This is a genomic window from Bradyrhizobium sp. Ghvi, from assembly GCF_900115265.1.
Classification (GTDB): domain Bacteria; phylum Pseudomonadota; class Alphaproteobacteria; order Rhizobiales; family Xanthobacteraceae; genus Bradyrhizobium.
Window position 1 is genome coordinate 856,873 of record NZ_FOVU01000003.1, and the last position, 19,598, is coordinate 876,470.

Here is a 19,598-nt window from a genome sequence, read left to right on the forward strand (position 1 = left end):
TGGCCTCTTTTGCGGGTTATTTATGTGACATCAGTCACATTTGTTTTTCCTGCGAATCCGGGTAGCTTTTTCAACGACTTGCGGAGGATGGGGTCGGCGACTTGGCGCCGACTTGGCCTCCGCGAAAGTCCCCCGCCACCAGGTATTTCATGAGCTTTCATTATTTTGCAGGTGCCGCGTGCCGGGCGCTGATGGCCCGGAAAGACGGCCCCTCCCTTTATGACGTCTGCGATCCCGTATTGTCGGGCCAAGCCAGCGGCGATCCGCATCTGGCCAAGTTCTACAAGACCGCACTCGGCAATCCCGCATTGCGGATGCTGCTGCGCCGCGCCGGTCTCCCCGAGCTGCGTGACGAGGCCAAGCTGACCCGGCTACGCGAGGCCCTGGTCGGCGCCCGCGACGATGCCGAACCCGACTGGGCCGCGGTCGGCCAGCCCGTCGCCGAACTGGTCGACAGCATCGCGCTCGACCATCCCAAGCCGCCGCCGACCGCGTTCATCGGCGCGATGCCGGCACCGGCGCAGATCGATCGTGTGATCCGCGACTGCGCGCAGCATCTGCTGGGCTCGTACCGCAAGAATGGCTTTCTGCCGACCTACGCCGCCTTCAACCTGATCGGCGATCCCGATTTCCGCGGGCGCGAGCTGACCATGGCCCTCACCGGGCTGAACGCGCGCGGCTACAAGAATTCGTCGCTGCTGTTCAACCTCGCGCGGGTCTTCATCGCGCGCTCGCCCGCACGCGCCGTGGTCAATCCGCCCTGGCGAGGGATCGCCGAGCCGATGTGGGAGCCGGTGCAAATCCGCCACCGCTCGGCCTATTACGATGCGTTCTTCATCGAGGCATTGCTTGGCTATGTCGAGACCGGGCTGGCGTCGCCGGCGGACAAGAAAGCAGCGGAGCGCGCGATCGCCGACATGGTCGATTTCTGCGTCAATATCAGCCGCGAAGAGGTCGAGGGCCCAGGCGGTTCGCGCTTCAACGTCATCACCGCGCTCGCGCCGGCGCCGCATCCGCGCTTTTCCCGCTATTTTGCGCAAATCAAGCAGGACCTCGGCTTCGGCATCTATGTGCCGGACTGCGACACGACGGCGTGCTCGATCTCAGCAGCGACGCAGGCCGGCTGCACCGACCCCATCATCGACCAGCCGCTGCTGGATTTCTACGCGAGCTATCAGGTGCATGCCGGCGTCAACGAACCGCGCGTGACGGTGCCGCTCAACGATAACATCGACTACGAGGGCGGCGTTGCGACCTGGATCGATAACCTCAAGGGCGAGCGGCCCTATGGCAACGATCTCGATCCAACGCTCAATCTCGACATTCTCGAGGTGAGCTTTCGCAATCTGGCGCGCTGGAAGATTCTGGAGACGCCGGCGCGGCTGGCAACCGTGCATCGCATTATCGGCTTCCAGAAGCGGCTCGCCGCAAGCGGCGCCTTCGCCAATCCGCGCTCGCACATCTATTATCTGCCGGAACTCTACAGCGCCTATTTCGGCCGCTGCTACGCAGCTTTCCTGGCGCTGCCACTGGCGGCGCAGGCGGCGATCGATCCCGACGGCGATTTCGATTTCATCCGCCACCGCGTGCTCTCCTACGTCAAGGGCGAGTTGATCGCCGCGGAGATGAACGTGTTCGACGCCGCGCTGGCGCTGATCGCGCTCGGCCATCTCGGCGCCGACCCGCGCGCCTTTGCACCCGCGCTGAACGTGATCGTCGATGCCGTGGGCGAAGGCGGCCGCCGCGGCCCGTTCCGCGCCTATGAATGGAACAAGATGAAGACCCCGACGCGGATCCTGGTCGGCGGGCCGGAGGTGACGTCGGCCTTCGTGCTGATGGGGCTGGCGGTGGCGCGCAGGCGAATTGTGAATGGCGAATAGCGAATGGTGCACGCGCGCTATTCGCCACTCCCTACTCGCTACTCGCCCGGTAATGACGGGAAGTTGAAAGCCTCTCCGTTGGGCATATGCTGGCCTGATAGCCCAAAGCCGACCACAATTGCGCGGCTGTATCGAGTTCCTTTACACGCGGACCGGCATGTTGCGAAAAATCCTGATTGCGTTGTCTTTGCTGATTGTCCCCTCGCTGGCGCAGGCGGCCGACGTCACCGGCACTGCAAAAGTCCGCGACGGCGATTCCATCCTGATCGGCAACACGCGGATCCGGCTCGGCGGCGTCGATGCGCCGTCGGTCGACCAGCTTTGCCTCAACACCAAGGGCGAGCGCTGGACCTGCGGCGTCGCGGCGCGCGACGAGCTCGCCAAATACGCCGATGGCAAAAGCTGGGTCTGCCATGCCCGCTCGATCGACCGGCGCGGTCGCACCGTGGCGCGTTGCGAGGTCGGCGGCGAAGACATCCAGAAATGGCTGGTGCGCAACGGCTGGGCGCTGGCCTATACCCGCATGTCGCACGATTACGATGCGGACGAGAAGGCCGCGCGCGAAGCCAAGGCCGGGATGTGGCAGGGCGCCTTCATCGCCCCCTGGGACTGGCGCGTGCGCAACAAGAAGACCGCGATCCTTGGCGCCACCAAGCCGCCCGAAGGCGCGCATACGGTGCTGCTGGCCTCGGCCTCAGGCCCGGTCGCACCCTCGCCGGACTGCACCATCAAGGGCAACGTCAACAGCGCCGGTGAGTGCATCTATCACCAGCCGACCAGCCGCTGGTATGCGCAAATCAAGATGAAGATCAGCAAGGGCACCCGTTGGTTCTGCTCGGTCGAGGAGGCGGAAGCCGCCGGCTGCCGCGAAACCAAACGATAACCCAGACCTGCGTTTTGCGCGCTTTTCCAAGGCGCCAGCGCCGCGTACAAGTGTGATTCAGCGACCCACCATCCTGTTCTCAAGCAACAAGGACCGATAGCAATGACCGTTCGCGCGGGCCGGGAGTTTCTGGCCATCCCCGGGCCCACCACGATGCCCGACGCGGTGCTGCAGGCGATGCATCGGCCGGCGATCGACATCTACTCCAAGGAGATGCTCGACCTGACCGAAAGCCTGCTCCGCGACATCTCTGGTCTGTTCGCGACCAAGGGCAAGTCCTACATCTACATCGCGAACGGCCACGGCGCCTGGGAAGCTGCCTTGAGCAACGTCTTGTCGCGCGGCGACAAGGTCCTGGTGCTGGAAAGCGGACGGTTCGCGATCGGCTGGGGCAATGCGGCCGCGCTGATGGGCGCCGAGGTCGAGGTGCTCAAGGGCGACTGGCGCCGCGCGGTGCGGCCGCACGAGGTCGAGGAACGGCTGCGCCGCGACACCGAGCACAGGATCAAGGCCGTCGTCGTCGTCCAGGTCGACACGGCCTCGGGCGTGCAGAACGACATCGAGGCGATCGGCAAGGCGATCAAGGCGGCCGGCCATCCCGCCCTGTACATGGTCGACACCGTCGCCTCGCTCGGCTGCATGCCGTTCGAGATGGACAAATGGGGCGTCGACGTCGCCATGTCCGGCTCGCAAAAGGGCCTGATGACGCCGCCCGGTCTCGGCTTCGTCTCAGCCAATGCGCGCGCGCTCGAGGTGCACAAGAAGGCTGACATGTCGACGCCCTATTGGAGCTGGAGCGAGCGCGAGGGCACCGAGAACTATCGCAAATATGCCGGCACCGCGCCGGTGCATCTGTTGTTCGCGCTGCGCAAGGCGATCGACATGCTGCACGAGGAAGGGTTGGAGAACGCCTTCCGCCGTCACGCCCTGCTCGGCGAAGCCACCCGTCGCGCGGTCGGCGCATGGACGGAAGGCCAGGTCCTCGGCTTCAACGTTGCCGAACCCAGCGAGCGCTCCAACACCGTGACGACGGTGACCATGGCGAGCGGCCACGATCCGGCGGTGCTGCAGCGCTATTGCAAGGAGAAGTGCGGCGTCGTGCTCGGCACCGGCATCGGCGATCTCTCCGGACAAGCCTTCCGCATCGCCCATATGGGCCATGTCAACGCGCCGATGCTGCTCGGCACGCTCGGAGTGATCGAGGTCGGCCTCAACGCGCTGAAGATTCCGCACGGCAAGGGCGGGCTCGAGGCCGCGGTATCGTATCTGGGTGAGGAAGTGGCGGTGTAAGGCGCCACAAACTCCGATGCCGTCCTGGCCTACTGCGGCACGCGATACGCCTCGACCTGCGCCTTCAGCTCGTCGAGCGAGGCAAGCGGCATCTTCGGATCGACCCGGTAGTCTCCGCGCGCCAGCCAGTGCAGGACCTTCGCATCGACGGCCGGCGAATGGTGGACGACGTCGCTATAATTGCCGAGATCGTGGGTGACGTCCTTGACGCGACGAAAGTCATAGAGCCGCACGTTGGGGAGCTGCGTCAGGCGCTGCGCGATGCGGGCGGTGACGTCGTAGACGATCGCCAGCGTCATGGGAGACGCATCGCGCATCGCCACGAACTGCAGGATCGAGTAAGGCGGGAAATAGATGTCGAAAGTCACGCTCGGGTTCTGCGCGATCAGGGCAACGGCATCGCGTTCGAAATTTCGCATCATGGCGCCGGTCTCGTAACCTTCCGCCAGATAATTGCTGCGGACGGGATCGGTAATGAATTTGAAGGCGGCCAGCGCTTTTCCGGCGTTGTAGATCTCTGCAACGTTGTCGCTGGGGCGAAGGACGTTGATGTCCTCCGCCTGCGCAAGCGGAAACTTGAACATGATGCCGTTGGTCAGGCGCGTGACGACAGGCCTCAACGGAGGAACCGATCGCGCCAGTATCCATAGCGATTCACGGGCCATCGCTCCCGAGACGAGATAGGAGGCAATGCCCCTTGCGTTTCGCCGGTAGAAATCGGCGGGGATATATGCGTTGGCGTCGACCTCGGGCGCATCACGAAAGATCCAGTCATCCATTTCCCAGATCACCCGCGCGGGATGGCGCTCCATCGCAGTCGCGAGCACGAAACTCTGCTCGTGCGAATTCGAGCCGCTCATCGCCAGCTTCAGCGAGCGAACACCAAGTGCCTTGTCCATATCGCTTTGCCGAAAATGGATCGCCAGAGACGTTCCCATGAAAACGGTGTCGAACGTCTGGCTACGGATCAGGCCGGCATTCTGCATCCGGCTGTCGATCGAATACATGGCATCGACGACGCGTGCCGGCCGAAATAACTGCAAGGGATCGACGATGAAGGTGAGCACGGGCGCCGCCACAAGAACGGCGACGACCGCGGCCAGAAACTTGATCAGGCTCTTTGTCGGCGTGCTCATCAGAACCTGAAATAGATGAATTCGCTGCGGCTCTGGATACCGAGGACGCCGAACGCCAGCACCGCCGCCGCCGCGTAGAGATAGACGGAGTGCAGGCGGCTGGCCGCAAAGGCTTCCCCGACTTTCCGGCTGCGATGATCGTAACCCATGAGCTTCATCGTATTCGGCATGAACCACGCAAAGGCCGCGTAGACGGCGATGAACAGCGCATAGGCGATCTCGCCGCGGCCAAGGGCGAGGTTGCCCGGCTCTGCCATCTTCGACAGCACGAGAAGCGCCGTTGCCAGGCTGTCGGCGCGAAAGAACACCCATGCGACGACGACGGCGAGGAAGGTCAGGACGAAGCCGACAAAGCCGGCCACCGGCGCTAGCCGCCGCGGGATCGGCGGCGCGAAATGAATCCAGGCATGATTGATGCAAAGATAGGCACCGTGCAGCGCGCCCCACGCCACGAACGTCCAGGCCGCTCCGTGCCAGAGACCGCCGAGCAGCATCGTGACCATCAGGTTGACGTAGCGCCGCACGCGGCCAAGGCGGTTACCTCCGAGGGGAATATAGAGGTAGTCGCGCAGGAATTGCGACAGCGTCATATGCCAGCGCCGCCAGAATTCGATGATGCTGGTCGCCTTGTAAGGCGAGTTGAAGTTGACCGGAAGGAATATGCCGAACATCAGCGATATGCCGATCGCCATGTCGGAATAGCCGGAGAAATCGAAATAGAGCTGGAACGTGTAGGCGAGCGCGCCGATCCAGGCCTGATCGAAGGTCGGCGTGTTCGGCCCGAAGGCCTGCATGACCAAGGGCTGGATGCCGTCGGCGAGCCCGGTCTTCTTGAACAGGCCCATCCCGAAGATGATGAGACCGCACAGGATCAGATGCGATTGCGGATGCTTCGATCGCTCCTGCTCGAATTGCGGGATCATGTCCTTGTGGTGGAGAATCGGCCCCGCGATCAGATGTGGAAAATACGTCACGAACAGCGCGTAGTGCGGCAGCGCGTAGGCGGCGACCTGCCCGCGATACGCATCGACCAGGAACGCGATCTGCGTGAAGGTGTAGAAGGAGATGCCGACCGGCAGAAGGATGTGAACGGCAATATGCGTGCCGGCCAGCGCATTGATGTTGTCGATGGCGAAGCCGGCATATTTGAAGATGCCGAGCACGAGAAGATCGCCGGCGACGCCAACGGCAAGGGCCGCCTTTCGTTGCGACGGGCCGAGCTTCGCCACGATCAGGAGATGACCGATCCCGTAATTGAAGGCGATCGAGAGCAGCAACAGGGCCACGAACTGCCAGTTGCCGATGGCGTAGAAGGTGAGCGAAGCGAGCGCCAGCCAGATCACCGGGGCAAGATTGCTGCGCCGCCCCAGCCAGAAATAGCCGGCCAGCACGGCCGGCAGGAACAGCAGGATGAACGTATAGGAATTGAAGAGCATCAGGCTGGACCAGCGGCGGGGGTATTGCCCCTAAAGCATACATGCGACCGGCCAACAAGCGGGTGGCGTGAAGCTACGGCGCTGGCAATTCGCCGAATCGGGACGATATAAGGTGAAATACTGAGTTGAATGAGGATCGAGTGACCCAGGCCAAGACACCTTCCCTGCGCCCCGTCGCGCCGCGCCGGCCGCATTCCTTCACCCGGCACGGCATCGTCGTGACCGACGACTATGCCTGGCTGAAGGACCCGAACTGGCAGGAGGTGCTGCGTAACCCCGCGGTACTCGACCCCGATATCCGCAAATATCTGGACGAGGAGAACGGCTACACCGAGAGCCTGCTCGGCCACACCGCAAGCTTGCAAAAGACGCTGGTGCGCGAGATGCGCGGGCGGATCAAGGAGGACGATTCCAGCGTGCCGTCGCCGGACGGACGGTTTGCCTATTTCCGCAAATTCCGCGAGGGCGGCCAGCACGAATTGTTCGGTCGCATGCCGCGCGACGGCGGCAAGGCCGAGATCGTGCTCGACGGCGACGCGCTCGCCAAGGACCACAAATATTTCAAGTTCGGCGGCAGCCGGCACTCGGACAATCACGAACTCCAGGCCTGGAGCGCCGACACCAAGGGCTCCGAATATTTCTCCATCCGCGTACGCGATTGGGCGACGGGTCAGGATCTCGACGACGTCGTCGAGGAAACCGACGGCGGCGTGGTCTGGAGCAAGGACGGCAAAAGCTTCTTCTATGTGAAGCTCGACGACAATCACCGCCCGATGCAGGTTTGGCGGCACAAGCTCGGCACCAAGCAGGCTGACGATGCGCTGGTCTACGAAGAACAGGATTCCGGCTGGTTCACCCATCTGCATGAGAGCACCAGCGGCCGCTTCTGCGTGATCGCCGGCGGCGACCACGAGACGTCGGAGCAGCGGCTGATCGATCTCACCAACCCCGAGACGCCGCCGCGCCTCGTCGCGGCGCGCGAGGAAGGCGTGCAATATTCGCTGGCCGACCGCGGCGACGAACTCTTCATTCTCACCAATGCCGATGACGCCATCGACTTCAAGATCGTCACCGCGCCGCTCGGCGCCCCCGAACGCAAGAATTGGCGCGACCTGATCCCCTATCGTCCCGGCATCTACATCATCGACCTCGATCTCTATGCCGGCCATCTGGTGCGGCTGGAGCGCGCCAACGCGCTGCCCTCGATCGTGATCCGCGACCTCGCATCGAACGAGGAGCACGCGATCGCCTTCGACGAGGCCGCCTATTCGCTCGATACGATGGGCTCCTACGAATTCGAAACGACCAATCTGCGCTTTGCCTATTCGTCGATGACGACGCCCTCGGAAGTCTACGACTACGACATGGTCAAGCGCACGCGCACGCTGCGCAAGCGCCAGGAGATTCCGTCCGGCCACGACCCCGCCGATTACGTCACCACGCGCATCATGGCCAAAGCACATGACGGCGCCGAGGTGCCGGTCTCGATCCTCTATCGCCGCGGCCTCGAGCTCGACGGCGCGGCGCCGCTACTGCTCTACGGCTACGGCTCCTATGGCATGGCGATGCCGGCCTCGTTCAGCGCCAACCGCCTGTCGCTGGTCGATCGCGGCTTCGTCTATGCCATCGCCCATATCCGCGGCGGTGCCGACAAAGGCTGGGGCTGGTATCTCGACGGCAAACGGGAAAAGAAGACCAACTCGTTCGACGATTTTGCCGCCAGCGCTCGCGCGCTGATCGATGCGAAATACACGAGCGCAAAGCGCATCGTCGGCCATGGCGGCTCGGCCGGCGGCATGCTGATGGGCGCGGTCGCCAACCGCGCCGGCGAATTGTTCGCCGGCATCGTCGCCGAAGTGCCGTTCGTCGACGTGCTCAACACCATGCTCGACGACACCCTGCCGCTGACGCCGCCGGAATGGCCCGAATGGGGCAATCCGATCGAGAGCGAAAAGGATTTCCGCACCATCCTGTCCTATTCCCCCTACGACAATGTCACAGCGAAGGAATACCCGGCAATCCTGGCGATGGGCGGACTAACCGATCCGCGCGTGACCTATTGGGAGCCGGCGAAATGGATCGCCCGCCTGCGCGCGACCATGACCGGCGGCGGGCCGGTACTGCTGCGCACCAACATGGGCGCCGGCCATGGCGGCGCCTCGGGTCGGTTCGACCGGCTCGACGAAGTCGCGATCGTGTACGCGTTTGCGCTGTGGGCGACCGGGCCGGCGCAGGCGTGATCTTGTAGCCCGAAGCTATCTTCCGTTTTTCTTACGCCATTCGGCGAAGTCGGTGAGCGTCTGCGGATCGGTCGCGGGATAGAGACCGAAGATGCCGCGGCCTTTGCCGACTTCCTCGGTGACGAAATCCTCGAACGCGGTCATCTCAAAAGTTTCATTGGCGATCTCGTCGGCAAGATGCGCGGGGATCACGATGACACCGTCGGCATCGCCCAGGATGACGTCGCCGGGAAACACCGGCGCATCGCCGCAGCCGATGGGAACGTTGATTTCGATCGCCTGGTGCAGCGTCAGATTGGTCGGCGCCGATGGGCGATGATGGTAGGCGGGAATGCCGAGCTTGGCGATCTCCGCGGAATCGCGGAAGCCGCCATCGGTGACGACGCCGGCAACGCCGCGCTTCATCAAGCGCGTTACCAGGATCGCGCCGGCCGAGGCCGCGCGCGCGTCCTTACGGCTGTCCATCACCAGCACCGCGCCTGGGGGGCAATCCTCGACCGCCTTGCGCTGCGGATGCGAGCGGTCCCTGAACACGTCGATCGTGTTGAGGTCCTCGCGGGCCGGCATGTAACGCAGCGTGAAGGCCTCGCCAACCATGGTCGGCTTGTCGGGGCCAACGGGTGCACATCCTGGATCATCTGGATGCGCAGGCCGCGCTTGAACAGTGCGGTGGCGACGGTGGCAGTGGAGACGGATTTGAGCTTGTTTCGGGTGGCTTCGCTGAGTTTTGTCATGATGTATCCTCTTGTCATTCCGGGGCGCCGCGCAGCGGCGAGCTATGGTGCGCAGTTGCGCACCAGAGAATCCATCGGGCCGCACGCAACGCGGTGAAATGGGTTCCGGGCTCGCGCTGCGCGCGCCCCGGAACGACGATCAATAAATCGACGGCTCGCCGATCGGCGCGCCGAAACCGGTCTCGAGGAAGTCGAAGTCGCAGCCTTCATTGGCCTGCTTGATGTGCTTGGTGAACATCCAGCCATAGCCGCGCTCGAAGCGGCGCTCGGGCTGCTTCCAGGCGGCGCGGCGCTTCTCCAACTCGGCCTCGGGAACGTCGAGATTGATGGTGCGGCCAGCGACGTCCAGCGTGATGCGATCGCCGTTCTGCACCAGCGCCAACGGGCCGCCGATATAGGACTCAGGTGAAACATGCAGGATGCAGGCGCCGTAGCTGGTGCCGCTCATGCGCGCGTCGGAAATGCGCACCATGTCGCGCACGCCCTGCTTCACGAGTTTGGTCGGGATCGGCAGCATGCCCCATTCCGGCATGCCTGGCCCGCCCTGCGGCCCCGCATTGCGCAGGATGAGAATGTGATCCTCAGTGACGTCAAGATTGGGATCGTCGACCGCCTTTTTCATCGACGGATAATCGTCGAACACCAGCGCCGGCCCGGTGTGCTTGAGGAAGCGCAGCGCGCAGGCGGAGGGCTTGATGACGCAGCCGTCGGGCGCAAGATTGCCCTTCAGCACCGCGAGCGCGCCTTCCTTGTAGATGGGATTGGCGACCGAACGGATCACGTCGGCATTGTGCACCTCGGCACCGTCGATGTTCTCGCCCAGCGTCTTGCCAGACACCGTGATGCAATCGAGATGCAGATGCTCCTTGATCTCTCCCATCAATGCCGGCAGGCCACCAGCATAGAAGAAGTCCTCCATCAGATAGGTCTCGCCGCTGGGGCGGACATTGGCGATCACGGGCACCTTGCGGCTCGCGATCTCGAAATCGTCGAGGCCGATATCCTGGCCGGCCCGGCGGGCCTGCGCGATCAGATGGATGATCGCATTGGTCGAGCAGCCCATCGCCATCGCGACCGCAATCGCGTTCTCGAAGGCCTTACGGGTCTGGATCGCCTTCGGCGTCAGATCCTCCCACACCATCTCGACGATGCGGCGGCCGCATTCCGAGGCCATGCGGATGTGGTTGGCATCCGCGGCCGGAATCGAGGAGGCGCCTGGCAGCGTCATGCCGATCGCCTCCGCGATCGCGGTCATGGTCGAGGCCGTGCCCATGGTCATGCAGGTGCCGTAGCTGCGGGCGATGCCGGCTTCGATGTCGAGCCAATCCTTGTCGGAGATCTTTCCGGCGCGGCGCTCGTCCCAATATTTCCAGCCGTCCGAGCCCGAGCCGAGCGTCTTGCCCTTCCAATTGCCGCGCAGCATAGGCCCCGCCGGCAGATAGATCGCCGGGATGTTCATCGAGGTGGCCCCTAACAGCAGCGCCGGCGTGGTCTTGTCGCAGCCGCCCATCAGCACAACGCCGTCGACGGGATGACTGCGCAGCAGCTCCTCGGCGTCCATCGCAAGAAGATTGCGATAGAGCATGGTGGTCGGCTTCAGCAGTGATTCCGAGAGCGACAATGCCGGCAGCTCAAGCGGCAGGCCGCCCGCCATCAGGACGCCGCGCTTGACGTCGTCGACGCGCGACTTGAAATGCATGTGGCAGGGCTGGGCGTCCGACCAGGTGTTGAGGATCGCGATGATCGGGCGATCCTTCCATTCCTCCGGCGCGTAGCCCATCTGCATGGTGCGGGAGCGGTGGCCGAACGAGCGGAGGTCGTCGGGCGCAAACCAGCGCGCGCTGCGGAGCTGGTCGGGTGTTTTCTTCCTTGTTTTGGTCATTGTCCTCGTCCGTCGGGAAGGCCGCCGTGCTCTTCCCACAGGCGGTCCACTTCTCGCAAGGCACCGGTTGCGGGGTGGACCTCCGGCATGCATGCAAGCGTGCATACCTCAGGGTGCGGCGCAAAATTGGGTGAGTTCGGCCAGGCCAGCCCCGAAGTGCTTGCAGCGCGGGCACAAACCGCGCAACAATTTCACATTTGGAGCTTTGATTTGGGTCGCTGGGAGCATCCCCATCCGGCCCGGAGGTTTTAGCGTGGCCAACATCCTGATCGTGGATGACGACCCGGCCGTTCAGTTGACAATCCGGCTGCTGTTGGAGCGAGCCGGTCACCACGTGACGGTCGCCGGCGATGGCCGCAAGGGGCTCGCTCTGTTCAAAGCCGACCCGTTCGACCTACTGTTCCTCGATATCTTCATGCCCGGCATGGATGGACTGGAAACAATGCGTCATGTCCGGTCGCTGCAACCGGCAATCCCCATCATCGTCATTTCCGGTCGTTCGACCGCGCCGGACGCCTATGCCGAACCGGACTTTCTCAAGATGGCGACCAAGCTCGGCGCGGTCGCCAGCCTGCAGAAGCCGTTCCGGGCCGATGCGTTGCTGGCGGCGGTCGACGGCTGCCTGAAGGCGGGCGAGTCGGAGGGGTCTGATGTCAATGCCAGCCGCCAATGATGGCAGCGCCTCCTCCTCAGCTCGGGACCGGCACGGAAGCAATCTTGCAGGAAGCCCCGCGAATGTTCCCGTGAGGCAGGGAACGACGCTCGCGACACGCCTGGCCATCGCCATGACCCTGCTGGTGGCGGTTACCGTGGGCGCAGTCGGTTGGCTGGGCTATCGCAACACCACGCAGGCGGTCATCCCCCGCGTCCTGGAGCGGGTCGGAGCCCAGTCGCGCCTGTTGGCGGTCAATCTTGAATCCTATGTTGCCGGAGTGCGCGGCGACCTGATCGGCTATCACGCCGCCGCGGCCATCAATGGCATCATTCGCGCCCACGCCGCTGGAGGAATTGACCCCACCGACGGCGTTTCGGAGCGAACCTGGCGCGATCGTATCGCGGCGCGGCTCGCGGCCGAGATCGAGGCCAAACCCATCTATGGGCAGTTTCGCATCATCGGGCTTGACAATGACCAGCGCGAACTCGTCCGGGTCGACCGGTCCGGACCGAACGGAGGAGCACGGATCGTTCCCGACGGCGAACTGGAAAGCAAGAGCGACCGGGCCTATTTCCAGGAGACGATACGGCTCGGGCCCGGTGAAATCTACGTGTCGCCCATCGAGCTCGCCACCCGGCACGGGGGGACAACGGCCCCGCACGTTCCGACGCTGCGCGTCGCGATGCCGCTGTTCGCGCCGGACGGCAAGCCCTTCGGCATCATCGTCGCCAACATCGACATGCGACCGGCGCTCGACAGCCTCCGCTCCACCAAGACCTCGGGCGGAGAGATCTACGTCGTAAGTTCGCGGGGGGACTATCTGGTCCATCCCGATCGCGCGCGGGAATTCGGCGCATCCCATGTTAGTCCCAACGACTGGCGCAAGGACTTTCCATATTTTGCCCCCTTGATCGGTACGCTGGACGCATCCACGCGGCTCATGACCGATGAATCGGGCCGGCCGAGCGGCGCAGCGTTCGCGCCGGCGCTGCTCGCGGGCAAGGATTGGGTCGCCATCATCGAGACGATTCCGGCGCCTGTCTTTGGTCTCGTGCCAGCAGCCATCGAAAGAACGTCCGTGCTCGTCGGCGTGCTGGCCGTCCTCGCCGCGGCCTCGCTCGCCGTACTGCTGGCGCGCTCGTTGACAAGTCCGATCACGCGCCTGACCGGGGCGGTGGCGGCAATTGGCAACGGACGGCCGGCCGACATTCCGGTCGATGCAAGCGGCGAGACCGGCGCGCTGGCGCGGGCCTTTGCCCAGATGGTCGAAGAAACGCGAGCGAAAGCAGCCGCCCTCGAACGCGAGGTCCAGGAGCATCGCCGCACCGAGGCCGCACGAAGCCATCATGCGGCGCGCGAGCTGTTGTTCAGCGCCGCCGTCGAATCGTCCGACGATGCGATCGTGATGCAATCCCTCGCAGCTATCATCACGGGCTGGAATCCTGCCGCCGAACGTCTCTATGGATATTCGGCCAGCGAGGCGATCGGAAAATCCACCTCGATCATCGTCCCGCCCGACCGCCGCGAGCAGGGCAAGGAGTATTTGAGGCGGATCTCGCGCGGCGAGCCGATCGAACGCTTCGAGACGGTCCGGATGCGCAAGGACGGCACGCCGGTCGAAATCTCGCTCAGCCTGTCGCCGATCAGGGGGCCGTCGGGCGAGGTCATCGGCGTCTCCGGGTCCGCGCGCAGTCTGACCGAGGCCCGTCGTGCCGAGCGCGCGCTCCAGCAGCAATTGGAGGAGCGGCGGCAGCTTTTCGACGCCTCGCAGGATCTGATCATGATCATGAACTCGCGCGGCGAGATCGTGCAGATCAGCCCGAGCAGCGAGACCATCCTCGGCTACAGGCCGGAGGAGATGATCGGGCACAGCGGCGCCGAGTTCGTTCATCCCGCGCACCTGGATCGGTCCCGCGAGGAGATGCGCGAGCTCCGGCGCGGCGGCCATCCCAAGCTCGCGGACACCCGCTGCTTCCACAAGGACGGCCGCGAAGTCTGGCTCTCCTGGCTCGGCAACTGGTCGGATCAGGTCAGGCGCTTCTTCTTCGTCGGACGCGACATGACCGAGGCGAGGCTCGCCGCCGAATCCTTGCGCGACAGCGAGCAGCTTGCTCGCAACATCGTCGAAACCGCGCTCGACGCTTTCGTCCAGACCGACGATCGCGGCACCATCCTGAACTGGAGCTCGAGGGCCGAGGAGCTGTTCGGCTGGCGGCGCGACGAGGCGCTTGGCAAGAATGCCATCGACATGATCGTCGCCAAGAGCGAGCACGAAAGGGTCAAGGCCGGCCTCGCCCGCTTCCTCGAATCCGCTGAGGGTCAGACCCTCAACCGCCGCCGCGAGCTCATGGTCCGCCGCCGCGACGGCAAGGAATTCAGGGCCGAGCTAAGCGTCACGGCGCTGAAGCGCCGCGAGGGTATCCTGTTCAACGTGTTCTACCGCGACCTCACCGACAAGATCGCCTCGGAGGAGCGCATCCGTCATGCCGAGAAGATGGAGGCGGTGGGCCAGCTCACCGGCGGCGTGGCTCACGATTTCAACAACATCCTCACCGTCATCACGGGGACGATCGAAATTCTGGCCGATGCGGTGGCCAAGGATCCGGGGCTCGCGGCAATCACGAAGATGATCGACGAGGCTGCCGGCCGCGGCGCCGAGCTGACCCAGCATCTGCTCGCCTTTGCGCGCAAGCAGCCGCTCCAGCCGCGCGAGGTCGACATCAACTCGCTGATCGTCGACACAGCCAAGCTGTTGCGGCCGACGCTCGGTGAGCAGATCCAGATCGAATCCGTGTTCGAGGACGAGAGCTGTGTCGCGATCGTCGATCCCAACCAGCTCACCACGGCTATCCTCAACCTCGCGCTCAACGCGCGCGATGCGATGCCTGATGGCGGCAAGTTGATCGTGGAGACCGGCGCCGCCTATCTCGACGAGGTCTACGCCAGCGCCAACGACGTCCCGCCCGGACATTACGTGCTGATCGCGGTGAGCGACACCGGCACCGGCATTCCGGCCCACATGCTGGCCCGCGTGTTCGATCCCTTCTTCACCTCGAAAGGGCCGGGCAAAGGCACCGGGCTCGGGCTCTCGATGGTCTACGGCTTCATCAAGCAGTCCGCGGGACACATCAAGATTTACAGCGAGGAAGGCCACGGCACCACGATCAAGATGTACCTGCCCCCCGGCAAGACCCCCACGGTCGTCAGCGACGGCGTGCTGCCGGCGTCGATCGAGGGTGGACAGGAGACGATCCTGGTGGTCGAGGACGACCGTCTGGTGCGCGAATATGTGCTCGCGCAGCTGCACTCGCTCGGCTACGTCACCCTGCAGGCCGCCAACGCCGCGGAAGCGCTGGCAATCGTCGCGGCCGGACAGCCGTTCGACCTGCTGTTCACCGACGTGATCATGCCCGGCAAGATGAACGGGCGTCAACTCGCCGACGAGGTGCTGAAGACGCGCCCCGATCTCAGGGTGGTGTATACGTCCGGCTATACCGAAAACGCCATCATCCACCATGGCCGGCTGGATTCAGGCGTGCTGCTGCTGGCGAAACCCTATCGCAAATCGGATCTCGCGCGCATCATCCGCAAGGCGCTGAGCAGCTGAGGAGCAATCTGGATCCGGGCTACGATATTTCGCGTGTAGAACTACGATGCGCGCTGGGCCGCGGTCATCACGATGCGGATCAGGTCGGCGGCATTGCGGGCACCGAGCTTCTTCATGATGTTGGCGCGGTGGTCCTCGATGGTGCGCGGACTGATGCCAAGCGTACGGCCGGCCTCCTTGTTGGAGGCACCGGCAGCGAACTGCTCCAGCACCTCGCGCTCACGGCGGGTCAGCGGCTCGCGTCCGGGGAAATGCAGCGAGCCGAATTTCGGCGACGCGTTCTCGGCCTGCCTGCGTGCATAAGCGCCGATCGCCTCGTCCAGCCGGCCGACGATCTCGCTGCCGCGGAACGGCTTCTCGATGAAGTCGAGCGCGCCGCTCTTGATGGCGCCCACCGCCATCGCGATGTCGCCCTGCCCGGAGATCATGAAGATCGGGGCCGGATAGTCTTCGCCGTGCAACTCCTTCAGAATGTCGAGACCCGACTTTCCGGGGATGTGCACGTCGAGCAGGATCGCAGCCGGTGTACGGTTTCGCGCCACGGAGAGCAGTGCTGCGCCGTCCGCAAAACAGATCACCTCATAGCCCGCCGCCTTCAACACCATCGACAGGGTGTCGCGAACAGCAGGATCGTCATCGACCACGAAGATCTCACCACGGGAGCTTTGTTCGACCATGTGCCACGTCCATTCGCCAAGCCAGTCGGCATTGAAGGACTCGCGTCCGCGCCTGAAGTTTCGGCTTTCGGCGCGGATTCCGCCCACCCGCATTTGTACGGGACATGAACTTAACGCACAAGTAGCGCTGAGGTGCCTTATTGCGGGAGACGGAGAATATCCATGCTAAATTACGCAGCTACACCCCCGCTCGCCGCGATGGCCGAAACGGACAGCCGCCAGTTGATCGCAGCCGAACTTCGCTCCCTGATCGCGCGCATCGAGATCAGCACGCGTCTGATCGACGCGGCGATGGAGCCCGAGGACGATAGCGCTATCGTGAGCGCCAATCTGGGTTCCACCGAGATTGTCGTGCTCGACGACGTCACGCCCCGATATGCGACAGCGAGCGCCGCCCTCAACGCCTGCCGGGCGGAGCTCGCCCGGGCCCTCCAGAAGCTGTCGGAATCGGGCAATTCAGTGTAGGCGGCAATCGGTGCGGTTGATTGGCCGCAGCCGATTGCATGGCAGCTCCGCGTCTCAGGTCCGATGCCGCTCCACGATCGCGTCAGTGGCGACGCCGCCCCAGGTATGGATCGGCGGCAATCCCATCGCGGTCTTGCCGAGATTGGCGAGGCTGATGCGCAGCGCCGCGAGATCCAGCGGCTTCGGCAGGCTCTGGAGCTCGATGCCGACGGAGCGGGCGTAGCTGCGGGCGGCGCTGCGGCGCTTGCCGTCCATGCCGCTGATCACGATCACCGAACCCGAGAATTTCGCCGCCGCCATCTCACGGAGCACATCGACGCCATCGCCGTCCTCCAGCACGAGATCGAGCGTCACGCAGTCGAAGCGTCCAGCGCGCAGCTTTTCGATCGCCTCCGCAACCGACGGCGCAACGGTGACTTCGTGGCCGGCCTGCTTGGCGGCGACCGTGATCAGGCTGCGCTGGGTAGCGTCGTCGTCGACCACCAGGAGCTGAAGCGCGCGCCGTTCGGCGGCGTCGGGCAGATTTGAGGGAATGGGGGAGAGAGAGCTTCTTGGCATTGCCGGATCCTGAAATTGCGACCAGCCATTGCTACACGCTGCACGCTTAGGCTGTGTAAAGCCGGGTCTGCCAATTCGTTCGGATGTTTTCAGAAAATTTGAAGCAACGCGTCAGCAAAGGAGCGCACAGCGCGCGTGGCGATCACGCCACCGCATCATGACCGCTGGCTGCGCCGCGCTTCTTGCGGTTCTTGCCGCGCAGGAACTGAATATCCATCTCGGCGCCGTTCACGCGCACCAGCTCGCAGCGGCGGTAGGCGAGGCCCGTGGACGACAGCAGCAGGAAGAACTCCTTCAGGTTCAACCCCTGGATCGAACCCTCCACCGTGAGGATGGCGTCGCTGTCGGAAATCGCATTGAGGGTGCAGTCACGCCGCCACGTACCGTCGATGGCCATGATGCAGACATCATAGCCCCGGCTGAATGTGACGCGCTCTGCACCCTTGCCATCCTCGGCCATGTCTATCGTCCTGCAATCGCCATGCGCGGCGCCGCACTGTCAGCGGCGGGCTTGGCCGCCGCACGCGAATCGTTCGGCCTGTAGAGGCCGCGGCGATCCGCAAGCGGCCGGAACGTATCGGTCAGTCCGACCACGGTTTCCGCCGCACCCAGCACCAGGAAGCCGTCGGGCTCGATCTGGCGGGCCAGGCGGTTGAAGATGTTGATCTTGGTCTCCTGGTCGAAATAGATCAGCACGTTGCGACAAAAGATGACGTCGAAGGTTCCGAGATGGGAGAAGTCCTGCAGCAAGTTGAGCTGGCGGTGCTGGACCATCGCCCGCAGCTCGGGATTGATCTGCCAGGTTTCGCCGTTCGGCTTGAAGTATTTCACCAGGTGCTGAATCGGCAGGCCGCGCTGCACCTCGAATTGGCTGTAGACGCCGGACTTGGCCTTCTCCAGCACTTCCTGCGACAGATCGGTCGCGATGATCTCGACGCGCCAGCCGGTTAGGGCCGCGCCCATCTCCTTCAAGGTCATCGCAAGCGAATAGGGCTCCTGCCCGGTCGAGCCTGCGGCGCACCAGATCCGCACGCTGCGCTTGCCGGCACGGGCCTTGAGGATCTCCGGCATGATGGTGTCGCGGAAATGGTCAAACGGGACCTTGTCACGGAAGAAGAAGGTCTCGTTCGTGGTCATGGCTTCGACCACGCTGGTGATCAGCGCACTCGATCCGCCTTGCAGCTTCTGCACGAGTTCGGGGATGCCGGCGAGTCCGGCCTTGCGCGCCAGCGGCAGCAGGCGGCTTTCGATCAGATATTGCTTGTCGGCGGACAGGTCGAGACCGGAGCGCTCTTTCAGCAACTTACGCAGATACTCGTAGTCGGGCGCGTTCACAGGATACCTCTTGACGCTACTGGCAGGTTGATTTTCAGGCAGCTGTTTCTTCGCGCTCGACCAGTCCGACTTCCTGGAATTTCGCCATCACGATGTCCTTGTCGAACGGCTTCATGATGTATTCGTTGGCGCCGCCGCCCATCGCCTTCGTGATGTGGTCGATGCCGGTCTCGGTGGTGCAGAACACCACCTTGGGCTCGTCGCCACCGGGCATGCGGCGCAGTGTGCCCAGAAACTGGAAGCCGTCCATGACAGGCATATTCCAGTCGAGCAGGATCGCTTCCGGCATGGCCTTCTTGCAATGGACCAGGGCCTCGACGCCGTCTTCCGCTTCGATGACGTGAAATCCCAGCGATTCGACGATGCGGCGCGCGACCTTGCGAACGATGCTGGAATCGTCAACCACCAAACAGGTCTTCATTTTGCTCTCCGGCATTGAATGTCTCTTGTTTCCGTTCAGGCAGCCATTTGTACGTCGGTCTTGAGCTCGAGGACGCGATCGACGTCGAGGACGACCATGAGCTGTCCGTCGAGGCGATGGACGCCGCCGGCGAGCTTGGCCATGCGAGGGTCGAGGTTGACGGGGTTGTCTTCCTTGCCGTCCTCGGGCAGGCGCAGCACCTCGCCGATCTGGTCGATCAGGAGGCCATAGGATTCGCCGCGCAGGTCGACGCCGACCGCCATCGGCGTCTTGCCGTCCTCGTCCCTGGGCAGGCCGAGGCGAGCGCGCATGTCGACCACGGTGACGATGCGGCCGCGCAGGTTCAGGACGCCCGAGATCTCGCGCGAGGACAAGGGAACGCGGGTGACGCGCTCGGGC

General features: G+C 64.0%; 16 protein-coding genes and 1 pseudogene. 7 read left to right on the forward strand and 10 right to left on the reverse strand.

Annotated features, from left to right (window positions below):
- Window positions 1-149: 149 nt before the first annotated feature.
- The 3 genes from BM374_RS15225 (at window position 150) to BM374_RS15235 (ending at window position 4,053) form a co-directional block, all read left to right on the forward strand.
- A complete protein-coding gene (locus BM374_RS15225) occupies window positions 150-1,880 on the forward strand; it encodes a hypothetical protein (protein ID WP_092293358.1) in 1,731 nt (576 codons plus the stop codon).
- Between the two features lie 157 nt (window positions 1,881-2,037).
- Window positions 2,038-2,763, forward strand: coding sequence for a thermonuclease family protein (locus tag BM374_RS15230; protein ID WP_092293526.1), 726 nt, complete (start codon window positions 2,038-2,040; stop codon window positions 2,761-2,763).
- 102 nt (window positions 2,764-2,865) lie between these two features.
- Window positions 2,866-4,053 carry a pyridoxal-phosphate-dependent aminotransferase family protein gene (locus tag BM374_RS15235; RefSeq protein ID WP_092293360.1) on the forward strand — a complete coding sequence of 396 codons (1,188 nt, stop codon included), beginning with the start codon at window positions 2,866-2,868 and terminating at the stop codon, window positions 4,051-4,053.
- Window positions 4,054-4,082: 29 nt separating this feature from the next.
- Here BM374_RS15235 and BM374_RS15240 read toward each other — a convergent pair whose 3' ends face one another.
- Entirely contained in the window at window positions 4,083-5,189 is a 1,107-nt protein-coding gene (locus BM374_RS15240; RefSeq protein WP_092293362.1) for a hypothetical protein, read from the reverse strand.
- Complete coding sequence (locus tag BM374_RS15245; RefSeq protein WP_092293364.1) at window positions 5,189-6,625, reverse strand: MBOAT family O-acyltransferase; 1,437 nt, start codon at window positions 6,623-6,625, stop codon at window positions 5,189-5,191. Before BM374_RS15245 ends, BM374_RS15240 begins: the two co-directional genes overlap by 1 nt.
- 140 nt (window positions 6,626-6,765) lie before the next feature.
- Between BM374_RS15245 and BM374_RS15250 the strand changes: the two genes are divergently transcribed.
- Entirely contained in the window at window positions 6,766-8,865 is a 2,100-nt protein-coding gene (locus tag BM374_RS15250) for a S9 family peptidase (RefSeq protein WP_092293528.1), read from the forward strand.
- A 15-nt stretch (window positions 8,866-8,880) separates the two neighbouring features.
- On the opposite strand, the pseudogene BM374_RS15255 reads toward BM374_RS15250, so the two are convergent.
- Window positions 8,881-9,599, reverse strand: a pseudogene (locus BM374_RS15255) (ribonuclease activity regulator RraA).
- Window positions 9,600-9,738: 139 nt separating this feature from the next.
- Window positions 9,739-11,481 (reverse strand): L-arabinonate dehydratase, encoded by a 1,743-nt coding sequence (gene araD, locus BM374_RS15260; RefSeq protein ID WP_092293366.1) that lies wholly within the window; start codon window positions 11,479-11,481, stop codon window positions 9,739-9,741.
- A 253-nt stretch (window positions 11,482-11,734) separates the two neighbouring features.
- On the opposite strand from araD, the gene BM374_RS15265 reads away from it, so the two are divergent.
- Together BM374_RS15265 and BM374_RS15270 are read left to right on the forward strand one after the other, a co-directional pair.
- Entirely contained in the window at window positions 11,735-12,154 is a 420-nt protein-coding gene (locus tag BM374_RS15265) for a response regulator (protein WP_092293368.1), read from the forward strand.
- Window positions 12,132-15,743, forward strand: coding sequence for a PAS domain S-box protein (locus BM374_RS15270; protein ID WP_092293369.1), 3,612 nt, complete (start codon window positions 12,132-12,134; stop codon window positions 15,741-15,743). Before BM374_RS15265 ends, BM374_RS15270 begins: the two co-directional genes overlap by 23 nt.
- A 41-nt stretch (window positions 15,744-15,784) precedes the next feature.
- Here BM374_RS15270 and BM374_RS15275 read toward each other — a convergent pair whose 3' ends face one another.
- Entirely contained in the window at window positions 15,785-16,420 is a 636-nt protein-coding gene (locus BM374_RS15275) for a response regulator transcription factor (protein ID WP_092293530.1), read from the reverse strand.
- Between the two features lie 162 nt (window positions 16,421-16,582).
- Here BM374_RS15275 and BM374_RS15280 point away from each other — a divergent pair, with 162 nt between their 5' ends.
- Window positions 16,583-16,885, forward strand: coding sequence for a hypothetical protein (locus tag BM374_RS15280; protein ID WP_092293371.1), 303 nt, complete (start codon window positions 16,583-16,585; stop codon window positions 16,883-16,885).
- 54 nt (window positions 16,886-16,939) lie between these two features.
- On the opposite strand, the gene BM374_RS15285 is transcribed toward BM374_RS15280, so the two are convergent.
- From BM374_RS15285 to BM374_RS15305, 5 genes are all read right to left on the reverse strand, one after another.
- Window positions 16,940-17,443 carry a response regulator gene (locus tag BM374_RS15285; protein WP_092293373.1) on the reverse strand — a complete coding sequence of 168 codons (504 nt, stop codon included), beginning with the start codon at window positions 17,441-17,443 and terminating at the stop codon, window positions 16,940-16,942.
- Between the two features lie 142 nt (window positions 17,444-17,585).
- Window positions 17,586-17,903, reverse strand: coding sequence for a pilus assembly protein PilZ (locus BM374_RS15290; RefSeq protein WP_092293375.1), 318 nt, complete (start codon window positions 17,901-17,903; stop codon window positions 17,586-17,588).
- Window positions 17,904-17,905: 2 nt separating this feature from the next.
- The gene (locus tag BM374_RS15295) at window positions 17,906-18,778 is read right to left on the reverse strand and encodes a CheR family methyltransferase (protein ID WP_092293377.1); all 873 of its coding nucleotides are present in this window, start codon (window positions 18,776-18,778) and stop codon (window positions 17,906-17,908) included.
- 34 nt (window positions 18,779-18,812) lie between these two features.
- Entirely contained in the window at window positions 18,813-19,199 is a 387-nt protein-coding gene (locus BM374_RS15300; RefSeq protein ID WP_092293532.1) for a response regulator, read from the reverse strand.
- Window positions 19,200-19,234: 35 nt separating this feature from the next.
- On the reverse strand, window positions 19,235-19,598 hold a 364-nt coding region (locus BM374_RS15305), incomplete at its 5' end, for a chemotaxis protein CheW (protein ID WP_092293534.1).